This window comes from Neobacillus ginsengisoli (genome assembly GCF_030813055.1).
In genome coordinates this window covers 165,198-180,396 of record NZ_JAUSTW010000006.1, presented here as the reverse complement: position 1 = coordinate 180,396, position 15,199 = coordinate 165,198, and the positions used below count along the sequence as shown (strand labels likewise).

Here is a 15,199-nt window from a genome sequence, read left to right as displayed (position 1 = left end):
AAAAAATGATGAGGAGGTTGCTTTGATGAAAAAACATGTTGTATTACTCCCTGGTGATGGAATTGGCAAGGAAGTTATTAATTCTGCAAAAGATGTGTTAAATGCAATTGCAGAAGAATTTAATCATGAATTCAGCTTTGAAACACATGAGATCGGAGGGGCAGCTATCGACCAATATGGCACTCCCCTGCCGGAGTCAACCGTAGAAGCTTGCGGGAGGGCTGATGCAGTATTACTTGGAGCTGTAGGCGGCCCTAAATGGGATAACAACCCCTCCCATTTACGCCCTGAAAGAGGTTTGCTCGGCATTCGAAAAGCGCTTGATTTGTATGCCAATTTACGACCGATTAAAGGCTTCAAGAATCTACTTCACGCTTCACCGCTAAAAGAAGAAGTTGTTAAAGGAAGCGACTTGTTGATTGTCCGTGAGCTAACAGGCGGACTTTACTTCGGAACACCGAGTGAACGACGCGATAATGGTCAATCTGTTGTCGATACTCTTGCTTACTCACGTAAAGAGATTGAAAGAATTGTAGACAGGGGGTTCCAAGCAGCACAACAAAGACGCGGGCATCTCACTTCTGTTGATAAAGCCAATGTCCTTGAATCCAGCAAGCTCTGGCGCGAAGTTGTCGAAGAAAAAAAATCCCAGTATCCTGATGTTTCCGTTGACCATGTGTTAGTCGACGCTGCAGCAATGAAATTGATCACCAACCCTACTCAGTTTGATGTCATTGTAACGGAGAATTTGTTTGGTGACATTTTAAGTGACGAAGCTTCCGTATTAACCGGATCGCTTGGTATGCTCCCTTCTGCCAGCTTGCGTGAAGATGGTGTCGGCCTTTATGAACCTGTTCATGGTTCCGCACCCGACATTGCCGGTAAAGGTATTGCCAACCCCGTCGCCATGATATTGTCCACAGCCCTAATGTTAAGGTATTCCTTCCAAATGGAAAACGAAGGGAAATTGATTGAAGATGCCGTACAATCCGTACTGGATGCCGGATTCCATACAGCCGATCTTCAAATTGAAAACGGAAGTCTTGTTGGAACAGCTGAAATGACAAAACATATTGTTGATTTTATTAAGTCGCAAAATGCCGCAAAGTGTATTATGAGCTGTTATATATAGAAAAGCGCAAGCGCCCTGCACTGAAGCCGGACAATTCTCTTAGATAAAAATTTTTATTAATTAAATCCTGCGGGTAAGCTGCAAAAAAAAGCAGTTTACCCGCAAATTCTAAAACAGAAAAAATATAAATCTATTTACGTGAGGAAGGAAACTATGCAAAAACCAAAAAATATTATTCAAAAAATTTGGGAACAGCATGTGGTACATCAAGAAGAAGGAAAGCCGGATTTACTATATATTGATTTGCATCTTGTTCATGAAGTCACCTCTCCTCAAGCATTTGAGGGACTACGCTTGAACGGGCGTAAAGTCCGCCAGCCAAATCGAACCTTTGCAACCATGGACCACAACGTTCCTACTCGTGATCGTAGTGTTATCAAAGATGAAGTTTCTAAAAAACAAATGGACACATTAAAAAATAACTGCGAAGAATTCGGTGTTTCCCTTGCCGGTATCAATCATCCGGATAACGGAATTGTCCATGTCATTGGTCCTGAGCTTGGTCTAACCCAGCCTGGAAAAACAATCGTTTGTGGTGACAGCCATACATCTACACATGGGGCGTTCGGCGCATTAGCCTTCGGAATCGGTACAAGTGAAGTAGAGCACGTCCTGGCGACACAAACGCTTTGGCAGGCACCTCCAAAAACTCTTAATGTAAAGATAAACGGTATGCTTGGAACGGGTGTAACAGCGAAAGATTTAATTTTAGCTATCATCGGTAAATTTGGTGTTCAATTTGGAACTGGATATGTGATGGAATACACAGGTGAAGCGATTCGCTCCCTTTCGATGGAAGAGCGTATGACTGTATGTAATATGTCGATTGAAGCCGGTGCTAGAGCAGGATTAATTACTCCGGATGAGACTACTTTTGAATATTTAAGAGGCAGACGACATGCTCCTCAAGGGGAAGCTTTCGATGAAGCTGTAGCCAAATGGAAGGATCTTGCTTCTGATGAAGGTGCTACCTACGATGCAGTTGTTGAAATTGATGCTGCTGAAATAGAACCACAAGTGACTTGGGGAACAAACCCAGGTATGTGTATACCCGTCACTGCTTCTGTTCCAAATCCGGATGACGCAGTTAAAGCAAGCGAAAAAGAGGAAATTAACCGTGCCCTCGAATACATGGGTCTTGAAGCCGGTCAGCAAATCACAGACGTTAAAATTAGCCATGTGTTTATTGGTTCCTGTACAAATTCAAGGTTGAGCGACCTTCGCAAAGCAGCTGGAGTCATCCAGGGCCGTAAGGTTAACCCTTCTGTTACTGCCATCGTCGTTCCTGGTTCTTTTAGTATCAAACTTGCAGCAGAAAAAGAAGGATTAGACCAAATCTTTAAAGAGGCTGGGTTTGAATGGCGTGAAGCGGGATGTAGTATGTGCTTGGCGATGAATGATGATATTTTATCACCGGGAGATCGCTGTGCGTCCACATCAAACCGTAATTTTGAAGGCCGTCAAGGAAACGGGGCCCGTACCCACCTTGTGAGTCCGGAAATGGCCGCTGCAGCTGCGATTGCAGGCCATTTTGTCGATGTACGTCAATTCAGTGCCCAAACTGTTAATTCCTAGGAGGTATTAGAAGCAATGGAACCGCTACGCATTCATCAAGGCCTTGTTTATCCATTAAACCGGGCTAATATTGACACAGATCAGATTATTCCAAAACAATTTCTTAAACGTATTGAGCGCAGTGGATTTGGACAATTCCTTTTTTATCACTGGCGTTTTGATGACAACGGAAATCCACGTGAAGATTTCTCTTTGAACGATCCAAAATATCAAGGTGCATCTATTTTAGTTGCCGGAGAAAATTTTGGCTGCGGCTCCTCTCGTGAACATGCACCATGGTCTGTTCAGGATTATGGCTTTAGAGTCATAATTGCACCAAGCTATGCGGATATTTTTAAAAACAACTGTGTAAAAAATGGCATCCTTGCTATCCAGGCGAGTGAAGAACAAGTTCAAACCATCATTAAGAGGGCGGAATCCGACAAGTACGATTTAATTGTGAACCTTGAAGATCAAGTAGTGTATGATAATGAGGGCTTTGAGGTTAAATTTGATATTGCCCCCTACTCTAAGGAAATGCTGCTCAATGGCTGGGATGAAATCGGTGTAACATTAACATATGAAGAAAAAATTAAGCAATATGAACTTGTAAAAAATTAAAACTTTCTTTCTATAACATAATGAGCTAGGAGACATCTCCTAGCTCATTTATTTATTTAAAATTTTTGCCTGATAATCTATTATTAAACATAAGTATTCATTTCCTACAATAGCAAGAAGCGAGGAGAAATTTATGGCCGAAACAAGAACTAACAAAACGTCATCCTCTAATCCGAGGAAAAAAGTAAAACCCTTTCCGGAAAATGTAGATTTATTTCGGTTACTGAAGGTTATCCTGCTTATTCTCTTTTCCCTGCTATTTGTTTATCTTTACTATTTACATACAAAAGGAACTCTTACATCCACTATGGTCTTACTATGGAAATTGCATAAGAAAGTTATTATGGCTATATTCGGATTCGCTGCATATAGTTTGGTAGTTTTTTATTTGGGTGTAAGGAAAGGGAGAAAAAGATAAGAGGGAATGAATTCATCCAAAAAAAATGAGTAGTATTAAAATACCACTCATTTTTTAAAACTCAGGTAAGCGGTCCAGATTATTTTCTTTTATCCCATCCGGTTCGCTGCGAATGATGTCTCTTCCATATTTATGAAAAACATCAATATGTGCAACTTTTCCTGCTTTCGCTTCATCTAATGCCGTGAGATAATCCAGCTCACGTCCCGAGCTCGTCTTAAAGGCTATAATGTCCCCATCGTGATTTTTTCTCACTGCTACGAACTCTTCTTTTCCATCAACATTGCCTTGATTTGCTTCCACTTGGGCTAGCTGTTCACTTTGCTGTCTATACTGATCATAAATTTTTTCAAAATCCTTTTGTTCCATTGTTGTCACCTCCAAACATACGATAGTATTTACATGCCGGGCAAAATTATGTATGTACCTGTGGATAGCAAATTAAATCACCTTTGGCGCTTCCCATCTTTTTCTATTACCATTTCATCGACAAGTTTTTCGGCAACTCTTCGATATAAGTTACTCATATGAACGAGAGTAGCAATCATTAATACCTGATCAAGATTCGGAGAGTCACCATCCTCCATCTTGATTACTTCATTCTTTACTTCCTTCACCCTGGCATCCATATCCGCTTTAAAGTCACCAACATTTTTGCCGGTAAGATTTAAATAGCTTTGATAAAAGGAGTCAATATTGCCCTCCTCTTTTATAAGCTTTTTATTGATCCTATCAAGCGTTGTTTTAATATCACTAATCGATAAAGCACCTTTCAGCTGATAAATCAGGCTCATTAATATAAGATGCTCTTTCGAATACTTTTTGTTTTTAATCGGAAAAATCACCTTGCCTTTGGCATAGTTATTGATCATTGTTTTGGTTAAAACTTTTTCTTCTTCATTCCTCTTGGAATCTCCGAATTTGTTTTCAAATAATTGAATTACTTGGTCCATGTACAAATCTATATGGGGGATTTCTTCTAAGGTAAGGCTTGTTTCCAGACCAAGTTGTTCGAGAATCGTCTTGATATTGTCCATGCTAAAAACCCCGTTCTAATTAATATCTGCTTTTATTATACATACTAAAGTAATGATTGACTAGTTCACGTTTTGTTAGTATGATTATATGTAGTTATCAAAACTACATATTGTGCGGGAGGTATTTCAAATGAACCAATACATTCGGGAACCTATCAATGGATTAACCCATTTAGCGGGAGCCATTTTATCGTTTGTCGGACTCCTTGCGATGGTGATTAAAGCAGCAATGACAACACCATCTTCACTTACACTCTCAGCTGTAATCATTTTCGGTGTTAGCATGATTCTTCTTTATTCGGCTTCAGCAACCTATCACATGGTGATAGCTAGAGATAAAGTTATCGCCTTTTTACGCCGACTCGACCATTCAATGATTTTCATTCTGATTGCCGGCACATACACCCCTTTTTGCTTTATAAGCTTGAATGGACAAACGGGGTGGATTTTATTTTCGATTATTGCCTCAGTTGCAATCTGCGGGGTTGTTTTTAAAATGGTATGGTTTAAATGCCCCCGCTGGATTTCTACAGCTTTGTATTTGGCGATGGGCTGGATGATTGTCTTCGTTTCCTCCCCACTGACAGGCAGTTTAAATCCGTACGGTTTGTTCCTGCTATTTTTGGGAGGCATATTCTACACAATCGGCGGTGTGATTTACGGAGCTAAGCCAAAATTTTTAAAATTGAAATTTATGGGTTTTCATGAGATTTTCCATATTTTCATTTTGCTTGGCAGCCTGGCACATTTCTTATGTGTTTTCCTATATGTAATTTAAATGAAAAAATCGACCTTTTTATCAGCGGTCGATTTTTTCATTTAATCTTTTGCGGAGCTCTTCCTGTAGGACTTGGGCATGGTTATAAATCGGGTCCTTAGCACCGTATAAAAGGGTGACCGTTCCGGTTTGGGATAAGCTGATAATTTCCTCTACAGCCAGTGATTGCGTTTCATTCGATTGAAGCTCAGTAAGGTAGTTGCTTCGGAACTCTTCAAATCGCTCCGGCTTATGGCAAAATAATTTTCGAAGCTCATTACTTGGAGCGATGTCCTTTAGCCAAAACGCCAATTTTGCATCTTCTTTGGAAATCCCGCGCGGCCACAGCCGGTCAATTAAAATTCGTATGCCATCCGTTTTATCATAGGGTTCATAAATTCTTTTTAAAAATATATTCCTCATTTTCCGGCCTCGATTCTTTTATATTGTAATTAAGTTAGGGACAGTGGATTGTATTTAAAAGAGCCGGAGTGAAAAAAAATGAAACATCAAAAGAGTTTATTTTTTGATGTTTCATTTTTCCTAAATCATTGATTCCCTTGTTTGCTCGACTTCCCGGCGTTGTTCCTTAATGAGAAATCCTCCAATCAAACCAACCATTGAAAAAATAACCGGAATTATAAAACCATAGTGATATCCAACACTACTTGCATCAATTCGAAAATGGTCTAATACCTTTCCAAAAATACTTGGTAAAAGGACAGCACTTAAAAATCCTCCGGTATTCGCAAATCCTGAGATAACTCCAACCTCTTTCATTGGAAACGATTTTCGAACGACGGCAAATGTCAACGAACTTGAACCATTTCCGTAACCAATGATAAAGAAAAGAATAATAAGCATGTAGATTGGCGGCTTCCCGCTAAATAAAAGAAACGCAATCCAACTTAAAAAAACGATCATGTGAGCAACAATATAGGGACGTTTTATCGATTCTAAACGGCTTGAACTCCAACTTGTTAGCGGAGCGCCAATAATGGCTCCAAAAAGACCGACCATAATAAGCTGACTCGCACCTGAACGTGTCATACCATACACATGCATCCCATAAGGTACTGCCCACGAACCAATAAACCCTACATAAGTACCGACAAGACCAAAGTGACATAGGAATGTTGCCCATGCTTGCCGATCAGAAAAGATACGTCGTAGCATTATCAGAGTTTTTTCACGTTTTTTCTCGGGTTTTACAGTTAGAGAATTGTTTTTTATAATTTGTTTTGATTTTTTTACAAGAACATAGTAAAGAAGAAATCCACAAAGGCATAACAGAATTCCCATTGTAAAAAATGGAGCTCTCCAGCCGGATAAGGCAATCCAAGCTGAAAATGGAACGGTCGCCATCAAGGAGCCAAGACTCCCCGCCATTCCCGCAAGGCCAAGTAACCCAACAAATTCTTTCACTTTAAACCATTGGCTTAATATCAATACCAAATTCACCCAAATGGTCGCATCCCCCATTCCCACCAGTAATCTGGCAAGAAGTAAACCAAATTCATTGGGTGCAAGACTGTAGACTAAAGTACCTAAACCGTTAAGTAATGCCCCACCGATAAGAAAATGATTAGGACCAAAACGGTCGGACAGGATCCCAATTGGAATTTGGAAGCCTGCGTAGGCCAAAAATTGTATACTCGTAAGTAATCCTATGGTTGCTGCTGAAACATTGAAGTCCTTCATCAATTGATCGGAAATTAGTCCCGGTGCTGTTCGTTGTGTCACGATTAAAAAATAGGTTAACAATACAGTTGCAAAAACAACCCATCTATATTTGCTATTTTGTTTTTCCAAGAATTCTACCCCTGTTAGCTATTATTTTCTTATTATTATACTCTTTATTTTTCTCATATAAATTCTTCTGCTCAAACAATTATCCACCAACATAAGAACTTTTATTAAAATATACAAACTTCCCAAATTTGCAAGCATTCATAATCCTTCCAGTTAAGGAAATAATAAAATAGGATGCTGAGTAAGGCGGTGAGACGACTTGATGGGCTGGTTTACAAAAAAGCAGGAACAAAAGGATGAAAAAGAATCGCTGGAACACTATCTTCAGCGCTCAAATGATTATAAAAAGGTTGATTATATCAACCAACAAACAAACAGGCGTTTTTCTTTTTCGTTTATTTCTTCTCTTATAGACGAAGCGATTCTACAGAATAATGCGCTTCCCTATTTAATAGAGAAACCCTTCGAAACAATCGAGGATGTAAAGAAAATCATCCCAATTGCAGATGTAGAAATCAGCAATGATCCTAGCGTAATCGAACAGAAATTGTTTAATGGATATGTCCTTTTTACCATAGATTCAGACAAGGGAAATTTTGCATTTATAGCTGCTCAAAAGGAGCTTGTTCGCAGCATTGCTCCGCCGGAGGTTGAATTTAGCGTTATCGGGCCGAAGGAGGCTTTTGTCGAATCGGTAGAGCAAAATGTAAACCTAATTCGCAAAAGGCTTCCTATTAAAGAACTGATTATTGAAGACGTAACAGTTGGATCTCTTTCAAAAACAAAAATTTCGATTCTTCACATTGACGGCATTGCAGATCCAGCCAATGTCCAAACCGTTAAGGAACGGATAAAAAGTATTCAATTCGATGCGCTTACCGATAGTTCCTACATCGTCCAATTAATATCCGATAATAAAAATTCACCCTTTCCGCAGCTTCTGGATTCGGAGCGTCCGGACAGGGTAACAGCCATTTTGGCAGAAGGGAAAATTGCCATACTCGTTGATGGGTCTCCGCATGCGCTGATTGCACCAACAACGCTGGTTGAATTCTTTAGTTCCTTTGAGGATTATTTCCTAAATTGGATGTTATCCTCATTTTTCCGACTGATTCGGCTGTTCGCCGTTGCGTTTTCTATTTTAATTACGCCTATTTATGTTGCAACCTTATCGTACCATTATGAACTCATACCAAAGGATTTAATGAATACCTTAGTAACCTCCCGGCGTGAAATTCCGCTCCCTCCCATTTTGGAAGCCTTATTTTTGGAATTGACCATTGAACTACTTAGGGAAGCGGGTGCACGTCTTCCGACCAAGGTTGGCCAGACGATCGGTATCGTAGGCGGTATCGTTATTGGAACGGCCTCTGTCGAAGCAGGGCTGACTAGTAATGTCCTCCTGATTATTGTGGCGCTTGCTGCACTGGCATCTTTTACAACTCCTGTTTATAAAATGGGTAACGCCATTCGTTTACTGCGTTTTCCCTTTTTGTTTTTTGCAGAACTTTGGGGGCTGCTTGGAATCGTTTTTTGTTTTTGCTTCTTAATGGCACACTTAATACGGCTTACTTCTCTCAATAGGCCTTTCTTAGAACCAATATATCCACCAAGAGTAAAGGATCTTAAGGATTCTCTTATTAGGCTCCCATTCAGCAAACAATCTTTAAGACCGGATTATTTAAGGACACAAAACCCTGTTCGTTATACCGTAAAAGAAAAAAAAGAAAAAAGAGATATTGACGAATAGGAGGCGGGTGTTGGGCTATGGAACAAGTAGTACCTGAAAAAGCAAAAATATCGCCTTTTTTAGTTTTTTTTCTAGTTCACACTATGCAGGTAGGGGTCGGCGTCCTTGGCTTTCAGCGCATTATCGCCCTGACCGCTGGATATGACGCATGGATATCGATTATTATTGCAGGTTTAAGCATCCATATCATTCTTTGGATGATTTACAAAATTGCAGAAACCGTAGATGGGGATATCGTATCAGCTCATACTTTCGTATTTGGCAAGAAATTGGGCAAACTCCTGTCCCTGCCATTTGTTTTATATTTTTCCCTTCTCGCTGTCACGCTGCTACGGACCTTTATTGAGGTCATACAAGTATGGATGTTTCAAGATCTTAGTCCCTTTTGGTTTTCCCTAGCTTTTTGTGGTTTAGGGATCTACATTGTTTTCGGAGGATTTAGAACCGTAACAGGGGTAGGATTCTTTGGAGTCGTTCTTCCAGCCTATTTATCGTTCACTTTTTTGTTTACCATTCCGTATGCTGATTTCCGAAATTTACTTCCTATCTTTGATCACTCGATCAAAGATTTGCTTTTGGCAGCTTATCAAATGTCTTTCACTTATCTTGGCTATGAAATATTGTTGTTTATTTATCCGTTTATCAAGGAACCGAAAAAATCTAAGAAATGGGCACATCTAGGCGTCCTTTATACTACTTTACTTTATACGTTGCTTAGCATTATAACTTTTGCCTATTTTTCAGAGGTACAGCTGCAAAAGAATATTTGGTCAACCTTAACCATGTGGAAAATAGTAGAAATGCCTTTTGTAGAGAGGTTTGAATACATTGGCATTGCCAATTGGAATATCGTTATTCTCCCAAATTTTTGTATTGCTATTTGGTGTGGGAGCCGGATTTTAAAAAGAGTGACCAATTTAAAGCAAAAAAAGGGAGCTATTATCATTTGTCTGGTCATTCTAATCGCCATAAATATTTTTAATACACGGGAAGTCATTAACACCCTGACTACCTATACTGGAAGAATTGCTTTTTTCATTAATTATGGATACATCCCTTTACTCTTTTTTCTGGTGCTTCTCGTGAAGAAGGTGAAGCAAAAATGAATAAAATCATGATGTCCCTTATTGTCGTTACCATTGTTCTTGCCGGGTGTGTTCAAAAGGAGATCTTGGACGATGTCAATCTTGAAACTGGAAGCGCCTATGATTATGTTGGTAATAAGATCCGCGGAACGGCATTAGTGCCTGTCTATTTACCAGATAAACACGTGGAAAATAAAACCTTCACGGCCTCTTCTACATTAAGCAGAGACTTTTTAAGAGATGTGCAGCGCCAATCTCCAGATCCGCTCGTAACAGGAAGCCTTAAAGTGGTCCTTTTTGGTGAACGGCTTTCAAGAAAAGGAATTTTAGAACTTATGGATGCATTTCAACGCGATCCTAGCATAGGTGCAGGTCTTTACCTCGCTGTAACAGAGGGTGAAGCAAAGGATATAATTGAAGGTAATTATGGAAAAAGAGGAAATGCTGTTTATTTATCCAATCTCATTCGTCATAATATGCTAACAAAAGATGTTCCCAAAACAAACCTTCAACGTTTTTTATTTGATTTTTATCAAAAGGGGAAAACACCTTATCTTCCACGAATAAGAAGCATTGAAGAGGATCAAATCGAAATAAGCGGAATGAGCTTTTTTAATATTGGCCGTGTCGTGGATACCGTTCCAGCTTCGAAAATGTTCTATTTCAAGCTGCTTGTGGACAACTATAGTAAAGGAACCTTAAAGGTGAAAGTGGGCAAGGAAAGTGCAGCAATTGAAAGTATCCGTTCTAAATACAAAATGCAGCTTGCAGCAAGAAATCCATTAACAGTAAATGTACAGCTTAAGGTTAAAGCGGTGTTAAATGAATACTCCGGCGAACGCGTTACTTCAAAGGAAATTAACCAAATAGAAACAAATCTGCACAAGAACATTGAAGTTGAATGTGAAAAGTTAATAAAAAGGTTTCAGGCAGAAGATATTGATCCTGTAGGATTTGGACATTTTGTAAAAAGCCGGACAAGAGGATTTAATTTTAAAAAATGGGAAAATGTTGACTATCAACATCTAAAAGTGAACGTCCATGCAGATGTATCGATTACGGAATCAGGGGTCATTGAATAATCATTGTGTTAAGACCTTTTAGAAAGTGTAAATTATAAACGTTAAAACATATATGTGTGAAAATAAAGCTGTCCTATATTTTTATTATTAATTTTGTATAGGACAGCTTTTTACTCTAAATGTAATTGTCTTTTTTAAAGTTATAGTCGAGCAAGCATTTAATATATTGCATGTCCCTTTCATTTTCGGATAAAAACCTCATTTACTTATGATACGGTTCACATGCCTTAATCCTCATCCTTCACATCTAAATCCTCAGGAATCGGTTCGCTTAGTATTTCTTCTATTAAATGTTTATACTTTTCCATCTGTTTTAAATGGGTGTTGAATTGCTCTTTAAATATCAAATAGTTCTCACCATCATATAGAGTTCGAATCTTCTTCTGTTGGATCAGGCTTTCGACCGTCGCCTCCGGAACAGACAAATATTCTGCTGTTTCTTTTATCGTTAGATACAAATGTAATCAATCCTTCTATTTAAAATAAAATTCGCTGAACCATCCTGCCCGCTCTTCCTTTTGTAGTCACCGCCTGTGACAGCGAGTTGAGGATCGCTTCCTCTGCAGCCTCAGCCGCTCCTGCAAAAAGCTGATTCATGATTGGATGGTCTTCGCGAAGCTGGATTCGGGATTCTAAGCCATCCACTGAAAAATGTTCGATTTTATGAGCTGTTGAAAATGCAATCACAATATCTCCACTGCCATGGCTAAAATGACTGCCTGTCCGCCCAAGGCCGATTCCGCAGCGTTTGGCAACGCGCCGCAGCTGGCGGTCACTTAGCGGGGCATCGGTCGCGAGGAGCATGATAATGGAACCATCGGAGGTTTCAGAAAGTCCCTTCTCTTTTGCATTTCGAAAGGCTACTAGCTCTTCCTTTTTCCCGAAATTGCTTAATACAAGACAGCCAATCGTATAACCTTCAACCTTTCGTGATGAAGAACCGATGCCTCCTTTATAGCCAAAGCAAATCATTCCTTTGCCTGCGCCAACGGCCCCTTCATCTACTTGACGGTCAGATGCACCTTTTATTGCTTCGATTGCATGCTCCGGTTTGACAGGAAATTGACGGATGGAATTTAAATAGCTGTCATTACATTCTCCAACCACGACATTTATCGTTCCAGTGGTATCGCCAATTTCCGGATTCTCCGCTAGCATATACTCAAGCGTTCCTTGTGTTACCGCAGGCACGGCAAAGGTATTTGTTAACATGATAGGCGATTCGAGCACACCTAATTCATTTATTTGCACGAGACCTGTTGTTTTTCCAAAACCATTAATCACATAGCTAGCCGCTGTTACTTTTTCTTTAAATACATTCCCTTTATGGGGCAAAATCGCCGTTACCCCTGTACAGGCATAATTCTCTCCTGACTCATCAATGGGGAAGTCCAGTGTAATATGTCCCACTATGACACCTTCGACATCCGTAATACAGTTTTTCAACCCCGTTGAAAGCAAACCAATTATTTTTCCGGCTTCCCTAATTTTCATCGTCCAACCCCGGGACGCCGGTCGAGGAAGTTTTGGCAGGCAAATCCTCTTACCTCTTCTTCGGAATAGTATTTTAAAAGTTCATTAATAAGGTTTTGGCTTTTGGATGCATCCTCTAAATCCGTAATAAAGGTAGCAATTCCATCAAAATCCGAACCTAAACCAATTTGCTTTTCACCGCCTAACGAACAAAAATGATCAATATGCTTCACAAGATCAGATATCGATGCTTTTCCACTTTCATTAATAAATGGCGGATTGTAAACAACATGAATCATGCCGCCTTTTTTAAACATGGCAGTTGCTTGCTCGTCTGTTAAATTGCGGGGATGGTTACAAAGCTTTTTGGTATTCGAGTGGCTGGCAATTGGGTATTTAGCGATCTCGATCACGTCCCAAAAAGCTTTTTCGCTTAAATGGGATACGTCTGTGAGAATTTGATGCTCATTGTTAGAATGAACAATTTCTTTCCCAAACAGAGTAAGACCGCCTCCGCGCGGCTCTCCTGCCCCATCTGCAGCAAGATTGGCGTTGTTCCAGGTCAGTCCGACGGAACGGACGCCAAGCCGGTAAAGAATGCGCAGCTTAGTCAAATCATTGCCGATTGCATCAACGCCCTCGAGTGTAAGCATCGCACCGATTTGCCCAAGCTTTAATTGATCAAAATCAGACCAATTTTTCATATGCACCATATCCGGGTTTTTCCCTAAGACTTCCGTATAAAAATAATCGATTTGTTCAAGAACCACTTGGAATTTTTGCTCTGAATTAATCTCCGGTTCGATAAAGATGGCAAAACATTGAACCTTGATTTTCCCTTGCTGTAACCTGGTTTTATTGGTTTCTAATTCAGGGGCATCACTATATCGTAAAGATCCTCTTGCTTCCTGCAATTTCATTAAAGCATCACAATGCAGATCAATTATGTACATTTTCGGTAAACTCCTTTTTTTAAAATATTATCATATCTAAAAGGTAATGGCTAAACTATCCAATGACCGACATTCTTTATTAAAAAGCAAAAAGCTAGCCCTTTTTGTGAAGGCTAGCAGCTTTATCAATTCCTTAATTTAATATTTTCTAAGAAACACCTGCTCTTTTTCAAACAATTTTCCCCTTATACTCTCGTGACAGAGGTTCATTAGTTTTTCTACTTCCTGTGTTGTATTTCCTAGTACCCTGAGGGCAAACCCTGGAACTGACAATTTTGAAAGACCAAATCTGAGTCCTGACAGAGAGTGAAAAATTTCATGAAGTTCTTCTAAAAATAATCGATCCACTCGATAATCAATGACCAGCATTGTACCAAAATGAGTATACCCCTCCATATACCCAATCCCTGTAATATCCTGATCGGGCTCTATCTTGATATGATCAAATACAATTAATTGATCTTCTTGATAAATCTCTAATTTGGATTGAAGCAAATCATACCGAAAGAGTGTCCCATCCGGAGCCCATCCCGGGGTTAAAATATCTGCAAAGATTAATGATGCCCCGTGCTCCATCCTAATCACAGTCCGCTGCTTAAAACGTGCCTTTTGGTAGGCAATAATCGGATCGGGTAAATATTCTAAAATACTTCCTTTTTTCAAGAAAATCTCCATTTCTTGAAAAGCAGGCAGGTCACGGGTTTTATATATCTTCGTTGAAGATTGAGTTGTAACTACGGCTTCAGCTCCTTTTTCCAAATGGATTTCCATTTTATAAGAATCGCCTTCAAGGTAGCCCCCGCCAGGGTTCATCACGTAAAGGTACGCCTCTCCGCTCCGTGTTAAATAAACAGGTCTCGTAATTTTAAAAGCTCCTTCAGAATAGGATTCTCTTAAAATCGTTTTCTCATCTTTCCTCTCACAAACTAGCTTTAAATATCCTGTACGCTTCTCCACTTATCCTAATCCTGCCAATAAAGCATTTTTCTTAATCCAGTCAATGACATCATGAACACCGATATCCTTTTTTAAATTCGTAAAAATATAAGGCTTTTTCCCTCTAGCTGCCTTTGTATCTGCCTCCATTACTTCTAAGCTTGCCCCGACATATGGTGCTAAATCAATTTTGTTGATGATAAACAAATCAGATTTAATCATCCCTTGGCCGCCTTTTCGAGGAATTTTTTCCCCTTGGGCTACATCGATAATATAAATCGAAAAATCGACAAGTTCCGGACTAAAGGTAGCTGCCAGATTGTCTCCTCCGCTCTCAACAAAAATAAGCGACAAATCCGGATGTTTTTCCTTTAATTCATCTATGGCAGCAAAATTCATCGAAGCATCTTCCCGAATCGCTGTATGCGGGCAGCCTCCGGTTTCGACACCGATAATTCGCTCCTCAGGCAGGACACTGTTTTTTATTAAAAATCGGGCATCTTCTTTTGTATAAATATCATTCGTAACAACCGCAATTTTACATTCATCATTTAAATATCTCGTTAATCTTTCAACGAGCATGGTCTTACCCGCGCCAACCGGTCCGCCAATGCCTATTCGGATTGGTTCCATCTTCATTCCTTCTTTC

16 protein-coding genes are annotated in these 15,199 nt (G+C 39.7%); 7 read left to right on the top strand and 9 right to left on the bottom strand.

Annotation, left to right across the window (positions count from 1 at the left end; all coding sequences use genetic code 11):
- The first annotated feature begins 25 nt into the window (after positions 1-25).
- The 3 genes from leuB (at position 26) to leuD (ending at position 3,307) form a co-directional block, all read left to right on the top strand.
- The gene (leuB, locus tag J2S10_RS18420) at positions 26-1,132 is read left to right on the top strand and encodes a 3-isopropylmalate dehydrogenase (protein WP_307410462.1); all 1,107 of its coding nucleotides are present in this window, start codon (positions 26-28) and stop codon (positions 1,130-1,132) included.
- A 153-nt stretch (positions 1,133-1,285) separates the two neighbouring features.
- Positions 1,286-2,707, top strand: a complete 1,422-nt coding sequence (gene leuC, locus J2S10_RS18415; RefSeq protein WP_307410460.1) for a 3-isopropylmalate dehydratase large subunit — start codon at positions 1,286-1,288, stop codon at positions 2,705-2,707.
- Between the two features lie 15 nt (positions 2,708-2,722).
- Complete coding sequence (leuD, locus tag J2S10_RS18410) at positions 2,723-3,307, top strand: 3-isopropylmalate dehydratase small subunit (protein ID WP_307410458.1); 585 nt, start codon at positions 2,723-2,725, stop codon at positions 3,305-3,307.
- A 472-nt stretch (positions 3,308-3,779) separates the two neighbouring features.
- Here the strand turns inward: leuD and J2S10_RS18405 are convergent, their stop codons facing one another.
- Both J2S10_RS18405 and J2S10_RS18400 read right to left on the bottom strand, forming a co-directional pair.
- Positions 3,780-4,094: a DUF3892 domain-containing protein gene (locus tag J2S10_RS18405; protein ID WP_307410455.1), complete on the bottom strand. Its 315-nt coding sequence runs from the start codon at positions 4,092-4,094 to the stop codon at positions 3,780-3,782.
- Between the two features lie 77 nt (positions 4,095-4,171).
- Positions 4,172-4,762: a DUF1836 domain-containing protein gene (locus J2S10_RS18400; RefSeq protein WP_307410453.1), complete on the bottom strand. Its 591-nt coding sequence runs from the start codon at positions 4,760-4,762 to the stop codon at positions 4,172-4,174.
- A gap of 130 nt (positions 4,763-4,892) precedes the next feature.
- Between J2S10_RS18400 and trhA the strand changes: the two genes are divergently transcribed.
- The gene (gene trhA, locus J2S10_RS18395) at positions 4,893-5,540 is read left to right on the top strand and encodes a PAQR family membrane homeostasis protein TrhA (RefSeq protein ID WP_307410450.1); all 648 of its coding nucleotides are present in this window, start codon (positions 4,893-4,895) and stop codon (positions 5,538-5,540) included.
- A 21-nt stretch (positions 5,541-5,561) separates the two neighbouring features.
- Here trhA and J2S10_RS18390 read toward each other — a convergent pair whose 3' ends face one another.
- Together J2S10_RS18390 and J2S10_RS18385 are read right to left on the bottom strand one after the other, a co-directional pair.
- The gene (locus J2S10_RS18390) at positions 5,562-5,942 is read right to left on the bottom strand and encodes a DUF488 domain-containing protein (RefSeq protein WP_307410448.1); all 381 of its coding nucleotides are present in this window, start codon (positions 5,940-5,942) and stop codon (positions 5,562-5,564) included.
- Positions 5,943-6,062: 120 nt separating this feature from the next.
- A complete protein-coding gene (locus tag J2S10_RS18385) occupies positions 6,063-7,331 on the bottom strand; it encodes an MFS transporter (RefSeq protein WP_307410447.1) in 1,269 nt (422 codons plus the stop codon).
- Positions 7,332-7,533: 202 nt separating this feature from the next.
- Here J2S10_RS18385 and J2S10_RS18380 point away from each other — a divergent pair, with 202 nt between their 5' ends.
- From J2S10_RS18380 to J2S10_RS18370, 3 genes are read left to right on the top strand one after another with little or no spacing between them, the layout of a single operon-like run.
- Positions 7,534-9,021, top strand: a complete 1,488-nt coding sequence (locus J2S10_RS18380; RefSeq protein ID WP_307410949.1) for a spore germination protein — start codon at positions 7,534-7,536, stop codon at positions 9,019-9,021.
- 17 nt (positions 9,022-9,038) lie between these two features.
- Positions 9,039-10,127 (top strand): GerAB/ArcD/ProY family transporter, encoded by a 1,089-nt coding sequence (locus J2S10_RS18375; RefSeq protein WP_307410445.1) that lies wholly within the window; start codon positions 9,039-9,041, stop codon positions 10,125-10,127.
- A complete protein-coding gene (locus J2S10_RS18370; protein ID WP_307410443.1) occupies positions 10,124-11,188 on the top strand; it encodes a Ger(x)C family spore germination protein in 1,065 nt (354 codons plus the stop codon). Before J2S10_RS18375 ends, J2S10_RS18370 begins: the two co-directional genes overlap by 4 nt.
- A 227-nt stretch (positions 11,189-11,415) precedes the next feature.
- On the opposite strand, the gene J2S10_RS18365 is transcribed toward J2S10_RS18370, so the two are convergent.
- From J2S10_RS18365 to ureG, 5 genes are all read right to left on the bottom strand, one after another.
- Positions 11,416-11,646, bottom strand: a complete 231-nt coding sequence (locus J2S10_RS18365; protein ID WP_307410441.1) for an excisionase family DNA-binding protein — start codon at positions 11,644-11,646, stop codon at positions 11,416-11,418.
- A gap of 19 nt (positions 11,647-11,665) precedes the next feature.
- Positions 11,666-12,682, bottom strand: coding sequence for a DmpA family aminopeptidase (locus tag J2S10_RS18360; RefSeq protein ID WP_307410439.1), 1,017 nt, complete (start codon positions 12,680-12,682; stop codon positions 11,666-11,668).
- The gene (locus J2S10_RS18355) at positions 12,679-13,614 is read right to left on the bottom strand and encodes a dipeptidase (RefSeq protein ID WP_307410437.1); all 936 of its coding nucleotides are present in this window, start codon (positions 13,612-13,614) and stop codon (positions 12,679-12,681) included. The genes J2S10_RS18360 and J2S10_RS18355 overlap by 4 nt, the downstream gene beginning before the upstream one ends.
- A 138-nt stretch (positions 13,615-13,752) precedes the next feature.
- Positions 13,753-14,571: an urease accessory protein UreD gene (locus J2S10_RS18350; RefSeq protein ID WP_307410435.1), complete on the bottom strand. Its 819-nt coding sequence runs from the start codon at positions 14,569-14,571 to the stop codon at positions 13,753-13,755.
- Positions 14,572-15,183, bottom strand: a complete 612-nt coding sequence (gene ureG, locus J2S10_RS18345) for an urease accessory protein UreG (RefSeq protein ID WP_307410433.1) — start codon at positions 15,181-15,183, stop codon at positions 14,572-14,574.
- Positions 15,184-15,199 lie beyond the last annotated feature (16 nt).